At 40.1% G+C, this 17,408-nt stretch carries 18 protein-coding genes and 1 tRNA gene; 10 read left to right on the forward strand and 9 right to left on the reverse strand.

Going from position 1 to position 17,408, the window contains the following annotated elements:
* Nucleotides 1–2: 2 nt before the first annotated feature.
* The 6 genes from tpiA to thiD all read right to left on the reverse strand — a co-directional run bounded on the left by tpiA (nucleotide 3) and on the right by thiD (nucleotide 6,925).
* Nucleotides 3–788, reverse strand: coding sequence for a triose-phosphate isomerase (gene tpiA / locus AC6UDE_RS01950; RefSeq protein ID WP_500696475.1), 786 nt, complete (start codon nucleotides 786–788; stop codon nucleotides 3–5).
* Nucleotides 781–2,598, reverse strand: coding sequence for an FAD-dependent oxidoreductase (locus tag AC6UDE_RS01955; protein ID WP_500696476.1), 1,818 nt, complete (start codon nucleotides 2,596–2,598; stop codon nucleotides 781–783). Before AC6UDE_RS01955 ends, tpiA begins: the two co-directional genes overlap by 8 nt.
* The gene (gene glpK, locus AC6UDE_RS01960) at nucleotides 2,591–4,102 is read right to left on the reverse strand and encodes a glycerol kinase GlpK (protein WP_500696477.1); all 1,512 of its coding nucleotides are present in this window, start codon (nucleotides 4,100–4,102) and stop codon (nucleotides 2,591–2,593) included. The genes AC6UDE_RS01955 and glpK overlap by 8 nt, the downstream gene beginning before the upstream one ends.
* Nucleotides 4,103–4,441: 339 nt before the next feature.
* Complete coding sequence (fba, locus tag AC6UDE_RS01965; RefSeq protein WP_500696478.1) at nucleotides 4,442–5,320, reverse strand: class II fructose-1,6-bisphosphate aldolase; 879 nt, start codon at nucleotides 5,318–5,320, stop codon at nucleotides 4,442–4,444.
* Nucleotides 5,321–5,333: 13 nt separating this feature from the next.
* Complete coding sequence (locus AC6UDE_RS01970) at nucleotides 5,334–5,939, reverse strand: 5' nucleotidase, NT5C type (RefSeq protein ID WP_500695304.1); 606 nt, start codon at nucleotides 5,937–5,939, stop codon at nucleotides 5,334–5,336.
* Between the two features lie 185 nt (nucleotides 5,940–6,124).
* On the reverse strand, nucleotides 6,125–6,925 hold the full coding sequence (gene thiD / locus AC6UDE_RS01975; RefSeq protein ID WP_500696479.1) for a bifunctional hydroxymethylpyrimidine kinase/phosphomethylpyrimidine kinase: 801 nt from the start codon (nucleotides 6,923–6,925) through the stop codon (nucleotides 6,125–6,127).
* A 110-nt stretch (nucleotides 6,926–7,035) separates the two neighbouring features.
* Between thiD and AC6UDE_RS01980 the strand changes: the two genes are divergently transcribed.
* The 3 genes from AC6UDE_RS01980 (at nucleotide 7,036) to AC6UDE_RS01990 (ending at nucleotide 8,670) form a co-directional block, all read left to right on the forward strand.
* Nucleotides 7,036–7,158: a hypothetical protein gene (locus tag AC6UDE_RS01980; RefSeq protein ID WP_010022570.1), complete on the forward strand. Its 123-nt coding sequence runs from the start codon at nucleotides 7,036–7,038 to the stop codon at nucleotides 7,156–7,158.
* Nucleotides 7,159–7,370: 212 nt separating this feature from the next.
* Nucleotides 7,371–8,471 (forward strand): NAD(P)-dependent alcohol dehydrogenase, encoded by a 1,101-nt coding sequence (locus tag AC6UDE_RS01985; RefSeq protein ID WP_500696480.1) that lies wholly within the window; start codon nucleotides 7,371–7,373, stop codon nucleotides 8,469–8,471.
* 125 nt (nucleotides 8,472–8,596) lie between these two features.
* A tRNA-Asn gene (locus AC6UDE_RS01990) sits at nucleotides 8,597–8,670 on the forward strand.
* Nucleotides 8,671–8,759: 89 nt separating this feature from the next.
* On the opposite strand, the gene AC6UDE_RS01995 is transcribed toward AC6UDE_RS01990, so the two are convergent.
* Nucleotides 8,760–9,200, reverse strand: a complete 441-nt coding sequence (locus tag AC6UDE_RS01995; RefSeq protein ID WP_500693453.1) for a hypothetical protein — start codon at nucleotides 9,198–9,200, stop codon at nucleotides 8,760–8,762.
* 107 nt (nucleotides 9,201–9,307) lie between these two features.
* Here AC6UDE_RS01995 and AC6UDE_RS02000 point away from each other — a divergent pair, with 107 nt between their 5' ends.
* The 5 genes from AC6UDE_RS02000 (at nucleotide 9,308) to AC6UDE_RS02020 (ending at nucleotide 13,601) form a co-directional block, all read left to right on the forward strand.
* A complete protein-coding gene (locus AC6UDE_RS02000) occupies nucleotides 9,308–9,982 on the forward strand; it encodes a ribonuclease H family protein (RefSeq protein WP_500696481.1) in 675 nt (224 codons plus the stop codon).
* Between the two features lie 42 nt (nucleotides 9,983–10,024).
* Entirely contained in the window at nucleotides 10,025–10,582 is a 558-nt protein-coding gene (locus tag AC6UDE_RS02005) for a sugar O-acetyltransferase (protein ID WP_500696482.1), read from the forward strand.
* A 94-nt stretch (nucleotides 10,583–10,676) separates the two neighbouring features.
* Nucleotides 10,677–12,392 carry a BCCT family transporter gene (locus tag AC6UDE_RS02010; RefSeq protein WP_500693456.1) on the forward strand — a complete coding sequence of 572 codons (1,716 nt, stop codon included), beginning with the start codon at nucleotides 10,677–10,679 and terminating at the stop codon, nucleotides 12,390–12,392.
* Nucleotides 12,393–12,486: 94 nt separating this feature from the next.
* Nucleotides 12,487–12,933 carry a universal stress protein gene (locus AC6UDE_RS02015; RefSeq protein ID WP_500693457.1) on the forward strand — a complete coding sequence of 149 codons (447 nt, stop codon included), beginning with the start codon at nucleotides 12,487–12,489 and terminating at the stop codon, nucleotides 12,931–12,933.
* Nucleotides 12,934–12,971: 38 nt separating this feature from the next.
* Nucleotides 12,972–13,601 (forward strand): DNA-3-methyladenine glycosylase, encoded by a 630-nt coding sequence (locus tag AC6UDE_RS02020; RefSeq protein WP_500693458.1) that lies wholly within the window; start codon nucleotides 12,972–12,974, stop codon nucleotides 13,599–13,601.
* Between the two features lie 45 nt (nucleotides 13,602–13,646).
* On the opposite strand, the gene AC6UDE_RS02025 is transcribed toward AC6UDE_RS02020, so the two are convergent.
* Nucleotides 13,647–14,249 carry a matrixin family metalloprotease gene (locus AC6UDE_RS02025; RefSeq protein WP_500696483.1) on the reverse strand — a complete coding sequence of 201 codons (603 nt, stop codon included), beginning with the start codon at nucleotides 14,247–14,249 and terminating at the stop codon, nucleotides 13,647–13,649.
* 126 nt (nucleotides 14,250–14,375) lie between these two features.
* Complete coding sequence (map, locus tag AC6UDE_RS02030) at nucleotides 14,376–15,176, reverse strand: type I methionyl aminopeptidase (RefSeq protein ID WP_500695297.1); 801 nt, start codon at nucleotides 15,174–15,176, stop codon at nucleotides 14,376–14,378.
* A 351-nt stretch (nucleotides 15,177–15,527) separates the two neighbouring features.
* Here map and AC6UDE_RS02035 point away from each other — a divergent pair, with 351 nt between their 5' ends.
* Both AC6UDE_RS02035 and AC6UDE_RS02040 read left to right on the forward strand, forming a co-directional pair.
* A complete protein-coding gene (locus AC6UDE_RS02035; protein ID WP_500693461.1) occupies nucleotides 15,528–16,346 on the forward strand; it encodes a hypothetical protein in 819 nt (272 codons plus the stop codon).
* 18 nt (nucleotides 16,347–16,364) lie between these two features.
* On the forward strand, nucleotides 16,365–17,396 hold the full coding sequence (locus tag AC6UDE_RS02040; protein WP_500696484.1) for a WxL protein host-binding domain-containing protein: 1,032 nt from the start codon (nucleotides 16,365–16,367) through the stop codon (nucleotides 17,394–17,396).
* The last annotated feature ends 12 nt before the right edge of the window (nucleotides 17,397–17,408 follow it).

Consider the following 17,408-nt stretch of genomic DNA (forward strand, 5'->3'; position numbering starts at 1 on the left):
TATTAGGTTCCTCTTTGAACTTCGGCCACGTCATTGATGATTTTAAGAAAGGTATCTGAAGATAATGAGGCTCTTCCAATCAGCAGTCCGTCGATATTTGGTAATGAAAAAATGGCTTTGGCATTTTCTGGGGTGACTGCTCCACCGTATTGAATCCTGATCTTTTCGGCAGTGTCATTTCCGAAAATAATCTTAAGGGAGGTGCGAATCACCCGTGCTGCATGTTCAATCTCCGCTAATGAGGCTGTTTTAGCAGCACCGATGGACCACGATGGTTCGTATGCAATGACTAAATGTTCAGCATCCTTTTTGTTGATGCCAGCAAATGAAACGGCAATTTCGGTTAAGGGTGACATCTCCAGATCATCAGGATTATAGGTTGAGGTATCTTCTGAGATTGCCACTACCGGAGTGAGGTGATTGCGAAAGCTGCCCATGATTTTTAATCCAATTGTACCGTTCGTTTCTTTAAACATCTTGCGGCGTTCATAGTGACCAATTATAGAACCATTGATTCCAAGGTCTGATAATGCAACCGGGGACGTTTCTCCGGTGTACGGACCTTCGTCGGCCCAGTGCAAATTTTCGGCAAAAACTTCGATGGGCTCTTTTTGGGATTGAATGAACTGAACCATTTTATAAAGGTAGACGTTTTGAGCCGCAATGCCAACTTGAACGAGGTTTTTATCAGGCAACTTACCTTCTAATGATTTTAAGAAGTCCTCAATATCTTTGCTGGTTTTGTTCATTTTCCAATTTGCTAAAATAAGTGGAATTCGATTACTCATTGAGACTAGTCTCCTTTAGGTTCTTTAATTGAGACTGATGGCGGATCTTAAAGTATTCCCTGGTCATGTTTTCTTTAGTTGCTCGATCCCAGCCTAATTGGCGGCTCATTTCATCGATGACCGGCCTCTCGATTTGATCGGTTTTCTCAGAATCAAATAGGAGGTAGTTCGTTCTTCTAAGTAAGAAGTCGATTGGACGACTGATCATTTCGTGATCAATTGAGTAGTGAAGAACACTTGTTTCTGCCAAAGTTAAACCTGGCGCAGTGACGCCACTGGCAACGTAGTTAGCGATTAAGGGAGTGTTTGATCCAAACAGGTTGGCAATCGCCATGGCTTCCTTGGTGCCTAAGCCGCGGTTGACTAAGGTGGCAGCATAACTTTTAATGTTGCCGTTAACGTCGTTTGAATCGAAGTGGCCACCAGAGATTTGGTAATTTTTAGAGTCAATTAATGAAACAGGTTGATCAAATTTTTGTTCCAGTTCTTTTTTGACGAGTTTCATCGTGTCTTCGCCCATTAGCCGGTAATCAGTTAATTTACCGCCAGAGACGTTGATGACACCGTCGACCAGTTTGATTTCAAATCCACGTGAAACACTTGAAGCACTTTGGTCGTTTGAAACTACCGAATGAACGTAATTGTTAACGTCGTTGTGGTCAATCTGTTGGTTAAAGTATTGATTGATTTTAGTGTCTAAGTGGTGCAGATCGTCGTCATTTAAGTTTTTGTGCGTGGTATTCCCGTTATAATCACCGGATTCAATCAAAGGACGAATGCCAGCCCAGCTTGCTTCTATATCGTTAGTCGTTAAGTTAGCGTTTGGGAAGTGTTGGTTAACGGCCTTTAAGAGATAGTCAACATCTTTTTGATTAACGGTTGGGTTGCTGTAATCACCATCGTAATCCGTGTCCGTCGTTCCAAAGTAAGTTTTTCCAAATCTTGGGATGATAAAAATCATCCGACCGTCGTCTAACCCAGAGTCTAAGTAAACGGGGAGGGGCACCTTAAGTTTGCTTTGATCAACTACTAAGTGAACTCCCTTGGTAGGTCTGATTTTTTGCTTATGATCGTAATCAAACATTTTAACAATACCATCGTACCAAGGGCCTGCCGCATTGATGACGATTTTGGATTTAATTGGAAATTCGGTGTTATCTTCTCTATCAATCACGTTTACAATCTTTTGATTGTGATCGTTTTCGATGTTGACTGCTTTAACATGACTAACTGCAACGGCACCATCACTGACTGCTTGTTTAATGTTTTCGATTGTGAGGCGCGCATCGTTATTTTTGTAATCAAGATAGACTCCCATCCCAACTAAATGATTGTGGTTTAGGTTGGGTAATTTTTTCTCTGCATCCGCTTTTGACAGTGTTTGGTGTGCAAAGGGACTGTCTTTTGAAACGTTGGCTAAACGATCGTAAATGGCCATGGCGACTTCTGCGCTTAACGGGGTGAAGGTGTCATCTTTATTATCGTAAAGTGGCAGTAGCATTTTAGAAGGACGAGGGATGTGTGGAGCAATATGTTGCACAATGGCCCGTTCCTTGACGGTGTCGTTTACGACGTCAATATCAAAAGTCTTGAGGTATCGAATTCCCCCATGAACGAGTTTGGTCGAACGACTACTGGTTCCTTCAGCAAAATCCTGCATATCAATTAAAGCGGTTTTGAGACCTGAAGCAGCGGCCTGAACGGCAATGCCTGCTCCAGTGATGCCACCGCCAATGATTGTGACGTCAAAGTCATCATTTTTAAGTTGATCAATATCTTGATTTCGGTTTTTATACGAAAAGTTATTCATTTTCATTCTCCTGAAGCTTAAATGATTCAGTTGCCTTAACTGCTTGTTTCCAGCCCGAATATAAGCTTTCTGCTTCATCTTTTTCCATGTTGGGATTGAAAATGGTTGGCTCAGGCTGAAGTTTTTTAAGTTCGTCAATACTCTTCCAGAATCCAATGGCTAGTCCGGCTAAATAGGCGGCACCACGTCCTGTCATTTCAATGTCTTTTGATCTCACGACTGAGGTCTCTAAGAGATCGGATTGAAACTGCATTAAATAGTTATTTAACGAGGCTCCCCCATCAACATGGAGGTTGGTGACTGGCATATTAGTATCATTTACCATGGCACCAACAACGTCCCGACTTTGATAGGCAATGGACTGTAACGTTGCCTTAACAAAGTCATTTTTGGTGGTTCCACGTGATAAACCGAAGACCGCACCACGCGCGTCTGGATTCCAGTACGGAGCACCTAATCCAGTGAATGCTGGGACGACATAAACCTCGTTGTGATTATTAGACTTGTTGGCTAGATTTTCGGTATCGGGAGCCGTTTTAACTAACTGCATGCGATCCCTTAGCCACTGGATGGCGGAACCAGCAATAAACACGGATCCCTCCAAAGCGTAGGTAATTTGACCACCAATTCCATAACCAATCGTGGTTAATAAGCCGTTGTGTGAGTATTTGGGCTTTTTTCCCGTATTCATCACAATAAAGGAACCGGTGCCATAAGTGTTTTTAACATCACCGGAATTAACCGCTAAGTGACCAAACAGAGCGGCCTGTTGATCACCTGCGATTCCAGAGATGGGAACCGCAGCACCAAAAAAGTTTTCCGGAAGACTTTTACCAAAGACCCCTGATGAGTCCTTAACTTCTGGAAGCATAACTTTAGGAATATTGAGAATGTTCAATAGTTCTGGATCCCAGTCGAGATTTTCGATGTTATATAACATGGTTCGAGAAACGTTCGAATAATCGGTCGCGTGGACTTCGCCGCCAGTTAGTTTCCAAAGCAACCAACTGTCAATCGTGCCAAATAGAAGTTCACCATTTTCGGCTCGTTGCTGGGCACCGGAGACTTGATCCAAAATGTATCTTATTTTAGTGGCAGAAAAATACGCATCGATAATTAAGCCGGTTTTCTTTTGCACCATGCTCTTATAACCGGCATCAATCATCGTTTTGGCTAGTGGGGCAGTTTGACGTGATTGCCACACAATGGCCTTAGAAATGGGCAATCCACTTTCTTTATCCCAGATCACGGTGGTTTCTCGTTGGTTAGTAATCCCGATACTAGCGATCTCATTCGGATTAATCCGGCCCTTGATAATGGCAGTTGCCATTACGGCTTGGGCAGTTAACCAAATTTCGTTGGCATCCTGTTCTACCCAACCGGGTTCCGGGAAATACATGGTTAATTCTTTTTGATCGCTAGATACCACGTTTGCGTTTTTATCGTAAATGATAGCGCGAACACTGGTGGTTCCTTCGTCAATTACTAAAATATATTTTTTCATTTTGTCTATCACTTCTTACTTTCACAAATAAACCATATTTCACATAATTATTAAATGTGCCATTTTCCTAGGATTCGCTTGATGGCAGCATTCATAAACTAAAGAAAACGTTTTCTTTAACGGTTAGTATACTACCAATATCAAATTTCACAATAAAAACATCCTGGATAATATCCGGCTTTGAGTAAGAAAATGAGTAATCACGTGGGTTAACGTTCGTTAAACTTTATTCATTTTATTATATGTAGTTGATAAATGAACTGATGGAATAAAAAAAGATTCACATTTTTGGATAAATGTGAATCCAGATGAATTAATTATTTTGATAACGGGTATGAATTAGGCTTTGTTTTCTGATCCAAAGACTCTAATCCGGTCTAGGCACATGTTTTTAAGCGCGTTGGTTCCAGCCTTTAAGAAGATTCGGGGGTCATAATTTTTTCCTTCGAGGTCTTTATCAGAGTGGACGTAGTCACGCATTGCTTGGTGGAAAGCTAATTGTCCCTCAGTATTGACGTTGATCTTAGAGATTCCTAATTGAATGGCCTTTTTGATTTGGTCATCAGGAATTCCAGAGCCGCCATGGAGAACCAATGGGATTTGCTTTCCCGTATTATCATAAAGGGCTTGGTCGATCTTTTTTAGATGAGCAAAGTTGAGACCCTTCCAGTCCTTTGGATACTTACCGTGAATATTACCAATACCAACTGCCAGCATGTCTACGCCAGTCTCGGCCATTTTGACGGCTGAATCAACTGGTGCAATTTCACCATCAGCAATTACTCCGTCCTCTTCACCACCAATGGTTCCGACTTCAGCTTCGACACTAACGTCTTCTGCGTGTGCTAACTTAATTAGGGTCTTGGTTTTTTCAAGGTTTTCGTCTAACGGGAGGGCAGACCCGTCAAACATGATTGAAGTGAACTTGATTCCAAGGGTTTTAATGGAGTCGTAGTAGTTTCCGTGATCGAGATGGATTGAGACCGGTACGGTGATGTTTAGTGCATTGTGCATATCCACGATCAAATCATAGGCTAATCTAAAACTGCCCATGTAGTTGGCCGCACCAGAAGTAACCTGCATAATGACCGGTGACTTGGCTTCTTCACATGCTTCTAAGATGGCTTTCGCCCATTCTAGATTATTAACGTTGAATGCCGGAACGGCATAGTGTTCTTTTCGAGCTTTATCTAACATTTCAGTACTGTTTGTAATCATTTTATTTTCTCCCTTATTCCCAATTTTCTTTTTGAAACGTACTTACATTTCCGTGGACGACGTATTTTGGATTTTGATCATTAGCCTGATTGACGGCATCAATCAACTGGTTAGTTTGATTGCCATATTGGGCAATTTTAATCAAGAATGGAACTAGATCATCTTTCCAAGTTAATCGTTTATCAAATCCGTATTGGATCCACACACTGTTGGTTTTGGTGTCGTTCCAAGCACTGGCACCATGATACGGACGATCATCGATCAGAATTCCACCAACGTAGTGAACGAGACTCTTATCGTGAGTCATTGTGATTTTTTTGTAAAAGGGGCTTCCTTTTTCTTGACCAAAGTAGCGTTGAATCCACGCTACCTTATCCTGCCAAGCACTTGGATTGCTCCACGGAGCAGTAGTGAGGATGTACAAATCATAATATTTTTTTAATTGATTAACACTTTCAATCGCATTTTCGGTCGGATCAAGATCCTTAAAGATGCCGGGGATCCGATCAGGACGAGCTCCGGTTGGTAATGATTTCGCCCGTTGGTTTAGAACAGGGATGGTATTAACTAACACGTTATCCATGTCTAAAAATAATTTTATTGGTTTGTTTGCTTTCATGAAACATAAGATTCCTTTCCTTTTTTGATCAATAAATTAATAATCAAAATTATTTAAGCTTGGATAATTAGAACATACCACATTATGATTAATTTGCCTCAAATGAAAATTGAGATCAATCCAAAAAAGACGCAAACTCATCCCTTACGTAATGAATTTGCGTCTTACAAATATTAATTCCTAAATTATCTTGCCCAATGATTGATTGGACCATATTTATGACCAACTTGGATCTCGTCTTCGATTGCGCCATCAACGTATTGTTTGGCAATCTTAATGGAATCGGCAACAGTGTGTCCCTTTGCCAGTTCAGCGGTAATGCCAGCTGAAAGAGTATCACCAGTTCCGTTTTTACGGTCGGTAGTAAAATAAGGGCCGTCGATATTAAAATGTTTGCCGTCTTCAAGTAAAACGTAGTCAGAAACCTTGGTCTGACTAGGGTCATCATGGCGTCCTTTGACAATTACGTTACTAGCCCCCATGTCCTGCATGACTTGAGCTGATTTTGCCATAAAGTTGGGATCGTCAACGTCTAAACCAGTCAACTTTTGCGCTTCAAAAAAGTTCGGCGTGAGGACGGTTGCCATGGGAACCAGTTGGTTTTTCATGGCGTCAAAAGCATCCGCTTCTAAAAGCATGGTACCAAATTTGGTGGTGATTACTGGATCAACCACGAGGGGGCCAAAGTCATAGAGCTGATAATCTTTTACGACTGTATTAATGATGTTAGCGTCTGATAACATGCCAGTTTTAGCAGCCAAGATGTGAAAATCATCACCGAGGTCTTTAAATTCCTGGTCAATAAAACTAGTCGGCATGTTAACGCTATCGTGAATCCCATATGAATTACCCGATACACATGCTGTGATAATCGATGCCCCATAGACCCGACGGGCAAAGAAAGTGTTTAAATCAGCTTGGACGCCAGCACTACCGTCGCTATCGCTTCCAGCAATCGTTACTGCTTGTGGATAATCTTTAGCCATTTTTTGCGTCTCCATTCTAGTTTGATTTGATTTTTACCTGTTCCATGTATTATAATACTAAGAGCTGATGTATTTAAGGAATTAGACTTAATTGGAAGGAGTTTTTCATCATGAGAATTTGTCATCCAAATGGTGTCCAAGGTCGTCGTCCGATCGACACTAAAAAACGTAAAGCAAAACAAAAAGAAGTAGCAGACTTACAAAAGTTTTTGAAGCAAAAACCTGCTAAATAATTGAACTAATTAACTTTTACTAGACGTCTGATTATTGATTTATTTTGATAATTAGTGGTCTATTTTTTTGTGCTTTTTTATTGATAACCATTGAGCAAGGTGTGATAATGATGGTGAAAATTATGGGAATGGGATGATAAAAATGGGAGTTGTAGGTTTCTAACCTAAAATGATTTTTGTAAATGAGTTCTTAATAAAGGAGACTGAAAATCATGACTGATGTAAAAATTCCCGACTATGACAAAAATAATATGCCTAAGACCACTAAAAGTGCGGTCTTAGAAAAAATGTTTGATATTGATATGAAGGACACTAAGTTAAAGAAAATGGGTCCAACTGATGTTTTGATTAAAGTTGTGGCAGTTGGAATCTGTGGTTCAGATGTTCACTACTATGACCAGGGACACATTGGTGATTTTGTGGTTAAAAAACCCTTAATCTTAGGACATGAAAGTTCTGGTGTGATTGTAGCAGTGGGTGATCAAGTAACCGACTTTAAACGTGGTGATCGAGTCGCAATGGAACCGGGCGTTCCCTGTGGTCATTGTGAGGCTTGTCGAACGGGTCATTATAACCTCTGTCCTAACATGAAATTCATGGCGACCCCGCCAGTTGATGGTGATTTAACTCAATTCATCGTTTATCCACAAGACTTTGTTTATCACATTCCTGAAAACGTTTCTTATGAAGAGGCGACTCTAAATGAGCCACTATCAGTTGGCGTTCATGCCACTCAAAAATTGGGAGTTGACGTTGGTTCAACAATTCTCATTTCTGGCATGGGTCCCGTTGGATTGCTTGCGATCTTAGCCGCAAAGGCCCATGGTGCTGACACCATCATTGTCAGTGATACCGAGCAACTCCGACTTGATACCGCCAAGAAGCTGGGAGCTACTCATGCAATTAACATTAAAAATGCAGATGTTTTAGACGAAGTTAAGACCATCACGAATGGCAAGGGCGTTGATTACGCCATTGACGCTTCAGGATCAGTTCCAGGTGAACAAACTTCACTCCACGCACTGAAGCGGGGTGGTAAAGTCGCCTACATTGGTGTCCCAACAACCGACCAAACGCCACTGGATGTTCCGTTCATGACTGACCATGAAACCACCATTATGGGGATCTTTAGATACTGTAACAACTACAAGACTGGATTAAAGATTTTAGCTAAAAACACTGATAAGGTTGATAATCTATTAACTAACTTTTATCCACTAGATGAAACGAAAGCGGCTCTTGAAAAATCAAGAACGGATAAATCGAACTCTTTAAAGGTTATCATTTACCCAAACGAGCAGCTGCGAAAATAGATTAAACTTGAGTTCTGCGTTTCTTTAGCGCAGAACTTTTTTTATTTAAAATAATTTGATAAAACAGTAGACAGCTAATTAATAACTGTGTATACTTGTGAACAACAAATTAAGTAATTCATTATTGCTGTGTAGTTCAGTTGGTAGAAACGCTTCACTGTTAATGAAGATGTCGCTGGTTCGAGCCCAGCCACAGCAGCTACAAAAAAGCACCCCTCATTTGATTGAGCGGTGCTTTTTTGTGAAATTAGTTAATCAAAACCCAAATTCAACTCGGGACTCTTGATATTAATGCTTTTTACCCTTTTTAGCTTTTTTTGGTTTACTTTTTTTAGGTTTTGGCATTTGTCTAAGCTGGTCTTTCATGCCTTCAATTTCTTTTGCATGCTCTTGTTTCCATTCTTTGAATGAAGATCCTGAATCAGAATCGGCTGGTTTAAGGCCGGTATCTAACCAGAATAATGCTTCTGATAGACTAGGGAAATTGTGCAACCAAAGCGTCTGACCATTCTCTGAATCGAAAGCAACATATGAGCGGGAGCGCCGCTTTAAGAAAGTATGCTTTCTAATCTTAAACGCTTCCCTTTTTCTAGTTAAGAAGTAATCTGGTAGAATGTACTTACCGGGAGTCATTAACTTGGGAAAACGTTCATTTTTTTGAGCATGACGGTCCTTGAGCATTGCTAACGCTTGATCAACTGTAATTAATTTTGCAGCTATGTCAGCCATTGTATGAATCCCCTCCTGTATGTTATTTTCGCATAAATATTACAAAATGCAAAACGATATGATTAAATGTAATAATTAATTAAGATTTTAATTCAAATGGAGCTAAAATGGCAAAGAATAAGAAGTATTACGCGGTAAAGCAGGGGAGACACCCTGGAATTTATCCAACGTGGGAACTCACTAAAAAGCAAGTTGATGGATTTTCGGGAGCTGAGTATAAAAGTTTTGCAACTAAAAGAGAAGCTGGTGCGTACTTATATGGGGTTCAATTTGAAAACCATCCGGTGGAAAGTAAAGTAGGTAAACGCCCAACCATCATTGTATTTACCGATGGTGGTTCCAGAAATCACGGTAATGTTGCTGGTGGTCACGTCAAATCAAACGATAAGGCGGCGTGGGCATACCTAATTGACGCTCCGACCGGTCAGCACGTTGATTCAGGCGGTGAGTATGGGGTGACTAATAATAGAATGGAGATCATGGCACTCGTGAAAGCTTTGAAATGGTTGTTTGATCATCAGCTTAACGACCAGAGTGTTGGGGTTGTCAGCGATTCAAGATACGTTTTAAACGCCATTACTAAACACTGGATTTACGGGTGGAAAAAGCGTGGATGGAAACGTAGTGGCGGAGAACTTAAAAATAAGGAACTCTGGCAACAATTGGATGATTTATTGAATCAGTTTCCTAACATCCAATTTGGTTGGACGAAGGGTCACGCCACAAATAAAGGGAACGTCTTCGTGGACGAGAAATTGAATCAGACTATGGACAAAATGTAAATTTTCCTAATAATAAGGTTAAGACCTAAAAGGAGTGATTCAATGACGAGTGAAAGAGAAAAAATGACTAAGGGAGAATCTTATAATCAATTTGATAAAGAACTGATTAGTCGAAGGATCCTTTGTCGAAAGCAGTTGCAGGAGGCTAATAATACCCCTAATAATGAGAGGCGGAACCAACTGATTCAATCATTGTTAAAAAAGAGCGGACCAAGATTCTTTGTTGAGACTGGGATGGAGTTTGATTATGGCTTTAATATTTACATCGGGGACAACTTTTACGCTAACTACGGATTAACGCTGCTTGATACGGCTCCAATCACATTTGGTAAAAATTGTTACATAGGTCCTAATTGTGGACTTTATACAAACGTCCATCCTTTGAATGCTAAGGAACGGGTTGCAGATGTTGAAATGGCGGCCCCAATTACAATTGGTGATAATGCCTGGTTTGGTGGTCATGTCACCATTGTTCCCGGCGTGACCCTTGGAAACAATGTGGTGGTTGGTGCTGGAGCTGTTGTTACCAAATCGTTTGGAGACGATGTAGTTTTAGTCGGAAATCCAGCTCAAGTATTAAAAAAGATTGACAATAATTAGTGAATTTTACTTATTATCTTAGTTGTGTATAATGATAGTGAAAGATAAGTAATTATCATTTGTGTGACCTTTACAACGCTATGCAAGTGGCTCTATGAGCACCATACATAGCGTTTTTTGTTGTGAAAAAAGCGTTTGGAGGGATTTCTTTATTTTTAAAAAATTTAATATTGATAAATTCGTCTTTATTCCAACCTTATTAATTTTTGGAATTGGTTCAATCATTCTGATTATTGGTGGTTCCAAGTTGCAAGGAGTACTAGCGGTAGCCTTAAATTGGATCACTAATCAAATGGGATGGGCCTATATGGTGGTTTACATAATTAACTTCTTATTTTTTATGTGGTTAATCTTTTCAAAGTATGGTGCTATCCGCTTGGGAGAGCCCCACTCCAAACCAGAGTATAGTGATTTGCAATGGGGCAGCATGGTCTTTGCGACCGCAATTGATGCCAGCATTTTAATGTTGAGTATGGTGGATCCGCTTCGATACTTGCAGCATCCTCCCTTTGGGGCTAAACCATTTTCACAGAGTGCTTATAATTATGCGCACATGTTTGGTCAGTTTAACTGGGGACCAATGGCATGGATGATGTTTGCCCCGGCTACGATTGCCATTGCTTATATTCTATTTGTTAAACACGGCAAGGTACAACGCCTTAGTTCTGCCATTGATTTTATTCAAGGTGAGGCTAGGTGGAAGTATTACACCAGACAGCTAGTTGATTTTCTGGTTGTCTTTGGAATTATGGGTGGTGTTGGATCATCGGTTGGAATGGAAATTCCCATTATTTCTAATGTTTTAAGTCGTTTATTAGGGATTCCAGATAATTTGGAACTTAAAACTGCGCTCTTTGCGGTGCTATTTGTGATCTTTGCCTGGACCGTTTATAAGGGATTAAATGGTGGAATTGATCGTTTGAGTGATGCCCATATTTGGACAGCCATTATTTTCTTAGCCTTTGTCCTGTTAGTTGGTCCAACTATTTATATCTTAAGTTCAGAGACCAACAGTTTGGGACTCTTGGCTGATAAGTTTGTTTCCATGTCGACTAATACCATTCCCAATGGAACTGCGGACGTTGCCAAACTGGAAACGATTTTCTACTGGGGCTGGTGGCTGTCATACATGCCGGTCATGGGACTCTTTATTGCTCGTATTTCTAAAGGACGAACCATTCGTTCCACTTTGATTGGAATGCTTGGTTACGGTTCAGTAGGATGTTTAAGTTTTTATGCAATTCTTGGTGGCTATTCGTTATGGTTACAAAGGACCGGCCAGATTAACTTGGTTCATATTTTGAATACGCAGGGTCAGGCTGCTGTCATTACTGCTGTATTATCCAGTTTGCCCTTTAAGGTAATTGTTTTTGTCGTTTACTGTATTTCGTGTTTTATCTTTCTGGCGACGACCATCTCGTCCTCAGCTTTCATTGTTTCCTCATTTACAAGTTTAGGGTTAAAGGAGGGACAGGAACCAACCCAGTTTAACCGAATGACATGGGTTGTTGTCTTTGTCTTATTCTCGTTTGGACTAGTAGTTGTCGGAGGATTTAGTACCATCCAGACCTTCTGTGCGATTGCTGGATTTCCATTAATGTTCGTATGTATCATGATATTGATATCGATTTACCACATGGTTAAAAATGATGAAGGAATCGTGCTTAAAAATAAAGCAATGGACAATTTAAGAATTAAACAAAAAAAGGAAAAGATGCGTCGTATTCATGCTAAAAAAATGGTAAAAAGTATTGAAGACGCTCAAAATGGTGCTGGTGAAGCGTCGCTACCTGATCCTAATAAAGAATAATGAGTTAATAATAATCAGTGGGTTGCTACTGATTATTTTTTTATTAAAAATCATAAAATTAATGATATGATGTTATTGAAAGGGGATGGAGACAATGGAAAAATTTAAACCATTGACATTTGAAAGAATTTTATTGACAGTTGATCCCGACGATAGTAAGTCAACGCAACGGGCTTTTCGTTACGCAGTTACTATTGCCATTAAGTTTCATGCGGCACTTGGAATTTGCTCGGTGTTAGAAAATAATGATATTAATATTTATGATTCTTTAACACCAAGTAAAATCGAAGCAAAACGGGATCACTTACGAGAAGTGGTTGGTAATTACACCGATCGAGCAAGTGACGCTGGCGTGGAAGACGTAACTCCCATTATTTCAGTTGGTGGGAACATTGACGATGAAATCTTGGATGCTATTGCTCCCAAGTTTAAGGCAGATCTCTTAATTTGTGGAGCTGATGCGACCGGTGAACACGGTAATCGTAGTATTAGTGTTAAACTGGTTAAGCAGTCTAAAATTTCAACGATTATCATTCGTTAGTCTAAAGTTTTTAATAATAGGTAGGGTAGGTAAGGGTTTTGTCAGATAAGTTAAGAGATTTTTTTAATGAAGGTACCACCGATGAGATTACTAAAAAGATGCTTGGAACGTTACTGGTTTATCATTCTCCAAAGGGGTTGATGAGCGGATACGTTACCGAAGCGGAAGCCTACCTGGGACAAAGAGATTCAGCAGCGCATGCCTATCAGGGGAAAAGGACCCCATCGAACGAAGCCTTGTATGGTGTTCCTGGCACGATTTATATCTACTCCATTCATGGTCGACTTTGTTTGGACGTTGCTGCTCAGGCTAAGGACGTACCAGAGGGAATTTTGATTCGTGGAATCGAACCTTATCAAGGGATTGACTTGATGAAACAAAATCGTAAGAAAAATGGTTTTGAATTGACTAATGGCCCGGGAAAATTAATGGATGCCTTGGGGATTTATGACAAGGATATGAACTTGATTGAGCTTGGTAACACCGCCCTTGACTTAGACATTGATCATGTGAAAGTCCCAAAAGAAGTGGTCGAATCGGGACGAATTGGGGTTAGTGACCGAGGAACTTGGACGGACAAGCCGTATCGTTTCTACGTTAAAGGGAACCCTTATGTGTCTAAGATACCTAAGCGTGATATGGATTTAAAAACATACGGATGGAAATAAGGAAGGGATGCTACTTTCATAAAGTAGCATCCCTTTAAAATTGTTTTATTTTTCATTGTACAGGTTTTTTAAACCATGAATGTCACTAAGACCAATCTGATTAGGATCAAGTGAATTATAGTAGGTGTCATTTGGGAACATGATACTTTCTTGAGCGTGATTGTGCTTAAGTCCCATTGCATGACCAAATTCGTGTTCGGTTGTTAGCAATTGCTGCTTGTAAGTGTATTCCATGTTGCTCATTACCCGCGGATTGAGCGTGATTTTGGCACCTGACTGATAAGTGTGATTTTTAACGTTGACGGTTTTAGTAAGATTCAAAGTAACTCCAGCGTACCGATTGCCCTTCCAGAAGCCATTATTACTATTGGTAGTACCAATGGTTGTCGGAACTTTGGTTTTGGAACGAATCCAGGTAAAAGCGTGCGTTTTATTCCAGTTTCTGGCAGCTTGTTCAATGATAGTTTGGTACGATTGGGGAGTTTCTCTCCGAATATAATATTTGGCGGTGGGGTGTTCATAACGAAAACCAATGTTAGGGTCAACTTTCTGATCAGCTTCAGTGGTCGAGCTCGTGAGAGAACTAAAGGCAATCATTGAAACTAATAATACCATTAGGGTTCCCACAATTTTGATTGATTTTTTCATTTTTGGTCCACCTTTCATCCCTGATTTAGTCTGAAACAAATCCATCTTAGCATAGTGAAAAAGAATGGAGAACAAAAAGAAATGGGTCCGAAACTCTTAATGATTTCGTACCCATTTTCATTACCTTTATTTTTTGAACATGTATTTAGCGTCAGCAACGTGATCCTGAGAAGTGAGAATTTTAGGACCATCTTCGGTGATTGCTAAGGTGTGTTCGTATTGAGCTGAGTATGAACCATCTTGGCTAACGTAATAGGTCCAATCGTCTTTTTTATCATAGTCATCTTTGATTTTCCAAGTACCGAGGTTAACCATTGGTTCAATGGTAATGGTCATGCCCGGTCTGAGACGCATTCCATGACCGGCAACCCCATAAGCTGGAACAGCTGGATCCTCATGAATGGAAGGCTGGATGCCATGTCCAATTAATTCTCGGACATCACCCATATGGTTTTCGTCTTCAACGTAGTGTTGAATGGCAGCACCAATGTCTCCAATTCGATTACCAACTTGAGCTTGGTCAATGCCAAGGTAAAGTCCCTTTTTAGTAACTTCCATGAGTTTCTTGATCTTAGGTGAGACTTCACCAACCGCGTATGACCAGCAGGAGTCACTTTCAAAACCGTCTTTATTGACACACATGTCAACTTTGACAATGTCGCCTTCCTTTAATTTTAAGCCCCGACGCGGGATTCCATGGGCAACTTCATTGTTGATTGAGATGCAAGTCCCGTAGTTATATCCGTCAAAGCCCTTCTCTGATGGAGTAGCCCCGTGGTCGGTAATGTACTTGTCAGCGAATTCTTCAATTTCCCAAGTATCGACACCCGGCTTAATGATTTTTTTCAAACCATTGTGGACACCGGCTAGCACTGCACCAGACTCGGCCATTTTTTTAATTTCACGATCCGATTTTAAAGTAATCAAGTGAATATCTCCTTTTATTAGTTGGATAAATTGTTTTTTCTTCCATAATTAAAATTAAATAAAGCATAAAAATGATTTTTAATTACCAAGTTTAGTTAAAATCTCACACCTCTAATATATCACTACTGGGCCTATTATTTCTAATCATAAATTAACCGACGTCTTTGTGAAAGAACATCACATTTATTTTTATAAAATTTAAAGATTGATGGGGATCGTGTTACAATATCAATTAATTAAGTGATAAATTAATAATTATTCTAAAATATGAAGCAAGATATCTGGTTTAGTTAACAAGTTGTTGTTAAAGAAGATTACTTTTTATTCTTTAAGATAAAAGAGGCGACGAGTTTGGTAGCAAAAGTTAAATATGTAGGGCTTTTTCTATGCAGCATGGTTTTGTTAGTGTGCCTATTTTCCAGAGTTGTAAGAGCCGATGGGTTAGTTGATTACTCCCAAAATAATGATACCAACGTGGGCCTAAACGTGCAGGGAAGATTTAATGTTCCAATCATCAATCCCTTTACCCCAAGTGAAAATTCCAACATTGGTGCTAATGGAGCGGCTGGTGAGAATAATGATCAAGATGCCGTCGATTATGTCCCCAAAGATTTAACCTTTCAGGCTCTCAGTGACCCACATTTTGCGGATAGTCCGTTAACTTCAAGTGGCTCTAGCACGTCTAAAGATGGAAGTCAGAATAACTTTGTGTTTGTCCAAGTTCATGACTTTGGTGATACCGGACCAATGGAGTTAAAGGCCACGCTTGAAGCCGATGGGAATGGAAACGGGTTTGTTAACGGTGATGGAGATGCCCTTCCCGGAGCGTACATTGAATTAAAGAATACCCAACTGTTTCAATATGACATTGGGGATGCTGTGTACAATAATCTCTCACAACCAGCGTCACCAGACAACATTGGAACGACCACCATTACGACTGATGCAGATGCTCCGGTAATGTTGTCGAATACTAATAATGGCCCCGCTGATCAGTCAATGACTCCGGTTGGTTCGTTTGGCGTGTATGAATTAGCGTGGACGTTAGGAGATTTCCGTCTGGAAGTTCCGTTTAATAGTAATAGTTTTACTGGCTATGATAAAGTCCCTAGTCAAGATAATGAATACAACGGCACAATTGATTGGAATTATGCTCCTCAGGTTCACTAAAAAGTTAGGACCCTAATTATGAAAAAGTTCGTTAAATCACTATTAATCACGCTGATTGCTTTATTTATGGTGGTAGTCTTGGCCACTTTGACGACTTCGGCTGCTAGTATGAGCAGTACGACCCCAATCCAGGTCAAGATTGATGACAGTTATCATGTGTCACATGATAATTCATACTACCAGATTATAACTAACCAAGCACGTGATTATCCCATCGCCATCTCGATAACTAATTTAAGTAAAACCAACGCTTGTCAGATTAGCACCCGAGTTGATTCTGCGTCCACATCATCTAAGTTGGCGTTATTTTTTAATAATAATCAAAGTCAGTTTCGTGGATTACCCGTTAACATGCGCCAAGTGGTCTCATTTAATGAGTTAAGTGATCGTGATTTTCAGTTAGCTCCCAGGCAAACTCGGATCGTGAAGATGTCCCTCAACTTAAATAATGATAAGTTTCGCGACTTTAATGGCGAAATTCTTGGCGCAGTGACTTTTACACAAGATGCGCCGGCAGTTAAAGGTGAGATTAATAATCAATTTTCTTACACCATCCCGATTGAAGTTAGAAAAGGGAAACCGCAAGGTAGTGAGATTGAGGAAACCAAAAACGATCTCAAGAAGGATGCCGTCAAGCATGCAATGTTTACTTTTGGACTAGTAAATAAAAAATCGGCCATGTTAGATGACGTGAAGGCTAATGCAACGTTGAAGAACGTGACGTTCAATCAACTTATGACGAGTACCGACGAGATTAAAAGGGGTCAGATAGCCCCCAACAGTGAATTTGCGATCAAACAATCACTAAATAAACAATTATTGCCCGGCAAGTACGTTGCCACCGTTAATCTCAGTGGTAAGAATTCAGTTAATGAATCACCTAGTCACGTTAAATTACAAAGAGAATTTATCGTTAGTCCGGTTGACTACATCAGGACATTTTCAGATCGAACACTCTTGATTATGATCGGAATTATAACTGCGTTAGGCCTGATTGTCACAATTTTGGCATCTCTAGTAATATTTAATCATCGAAAACACAAGGTGTAAGTCTTAAATCAG

This window comes from Fructilactobacillus sp. X2R5C3, from assembly GCF_059901325.1.

Bases quoted from the DNA above. Each gene is read 5' to 3' on its own strand.
- AC6UDE_RS02025 (WP_500696483.1), bottom strand. From the start codon at position 14,249: ATGAAAAAATCAATCAAAATTGTGGGAACCCTAATGGTATTATTAGTT.
- AC6UDE_RS02015 (WP_500693457.1), top strand. From the start codon at position 12,487: ATGGAAAAATTTAAACCATTGACATTTGAAAGAATTTTATTGACAGTT.
- AC6UDE_RS02000 (WP_500696481.1), top strand. From the start codon at position 9,308: ATGGCAAAGAATAAGAAGTATTACGCGGTAAAGCAGGGGAGACACCCT.
- thiD (WP_500696479.1), bottom strand. From the start codon at position 6,925: ATGGCTAAAGATTATCCACAAGCAGTAACGATTGCTGGAAGCGATAGC.
- fba (WP_500696478.1), bottom strand. From the start codon at position 5,320: ATGATTACAAACAGTACTGAAATGTTAGATAAAGCTCGAAAAGAACAC.
- AC6UDE_RS01970 (WP_500695304.1), bottom strand. From the start codon at position 5,939: ATGAAAGCAAACAAACCAATAAAATTATTTTTAGACATGGATAACGTG.
- AC6UDE_RS01985 (WP_500696480.1), top strand. From the start codon at position 7,371: ATGACTGATGTAAAAATTCCCGACTATGACAAAAATAATATGCCTAAG.
- AC6UDE_RS02040 (WP_500696484.1), top strand. From the start codon at position 16,365: ATGAAAAAGTTCGTTAAATCACTATTAATCACGCTGATTGCTTTATTT.
- AC6UDE_RS02005 (WP_500696482.1), top strand. From the start codon at position 10,025: ATGACGAGTGAAAGAGAAAAAATGACTAAGGGAGAATCTTATAATCAA.
- tpiA (WP_500696475.1), bottom strand. From the start codon at position 788: ATGAGTAATCGAATTCCACTTATTTTAGCAAATTGGAAAATGAACAAA.
- AC6UDE_RS01955 (WP_500696476.1), bottom strand. From the start codon at position 2,598: ATGAATAACTTTTCGTATAAAAACCGAAATCAAGATATTGATCAACTT.
- AC6UDE_RS01980 (WP_010022570.1), top strand. From the start codon at position 7,036: ATGAGAATTTGTCATCCAAATGGTGTCCAAGGTCGTCGTCCGATCGAC.
- AC6UDE_RS02010 (WP_500693456.1), top strand. From the start codon at position 10,677: ATGAGCACCATACATAGCGTTTTTTGTTGTGAAAAAAGCGTTTGGAGG.
- glpK (WP_500696477.1), bottom strand. From the start codon at position 4,102: ATGAAAAAATATATTTTAGTAATTGACGAAGGAACCACCAGTGTTCGC.
- AC6UDE_RS01995 (WP_500693453.1), bottom strand. From the start codon at position 9,200: ATGGCTGACATAGCTGCAAAATTAATTACAGTTGATCAAGCGTTAGCA.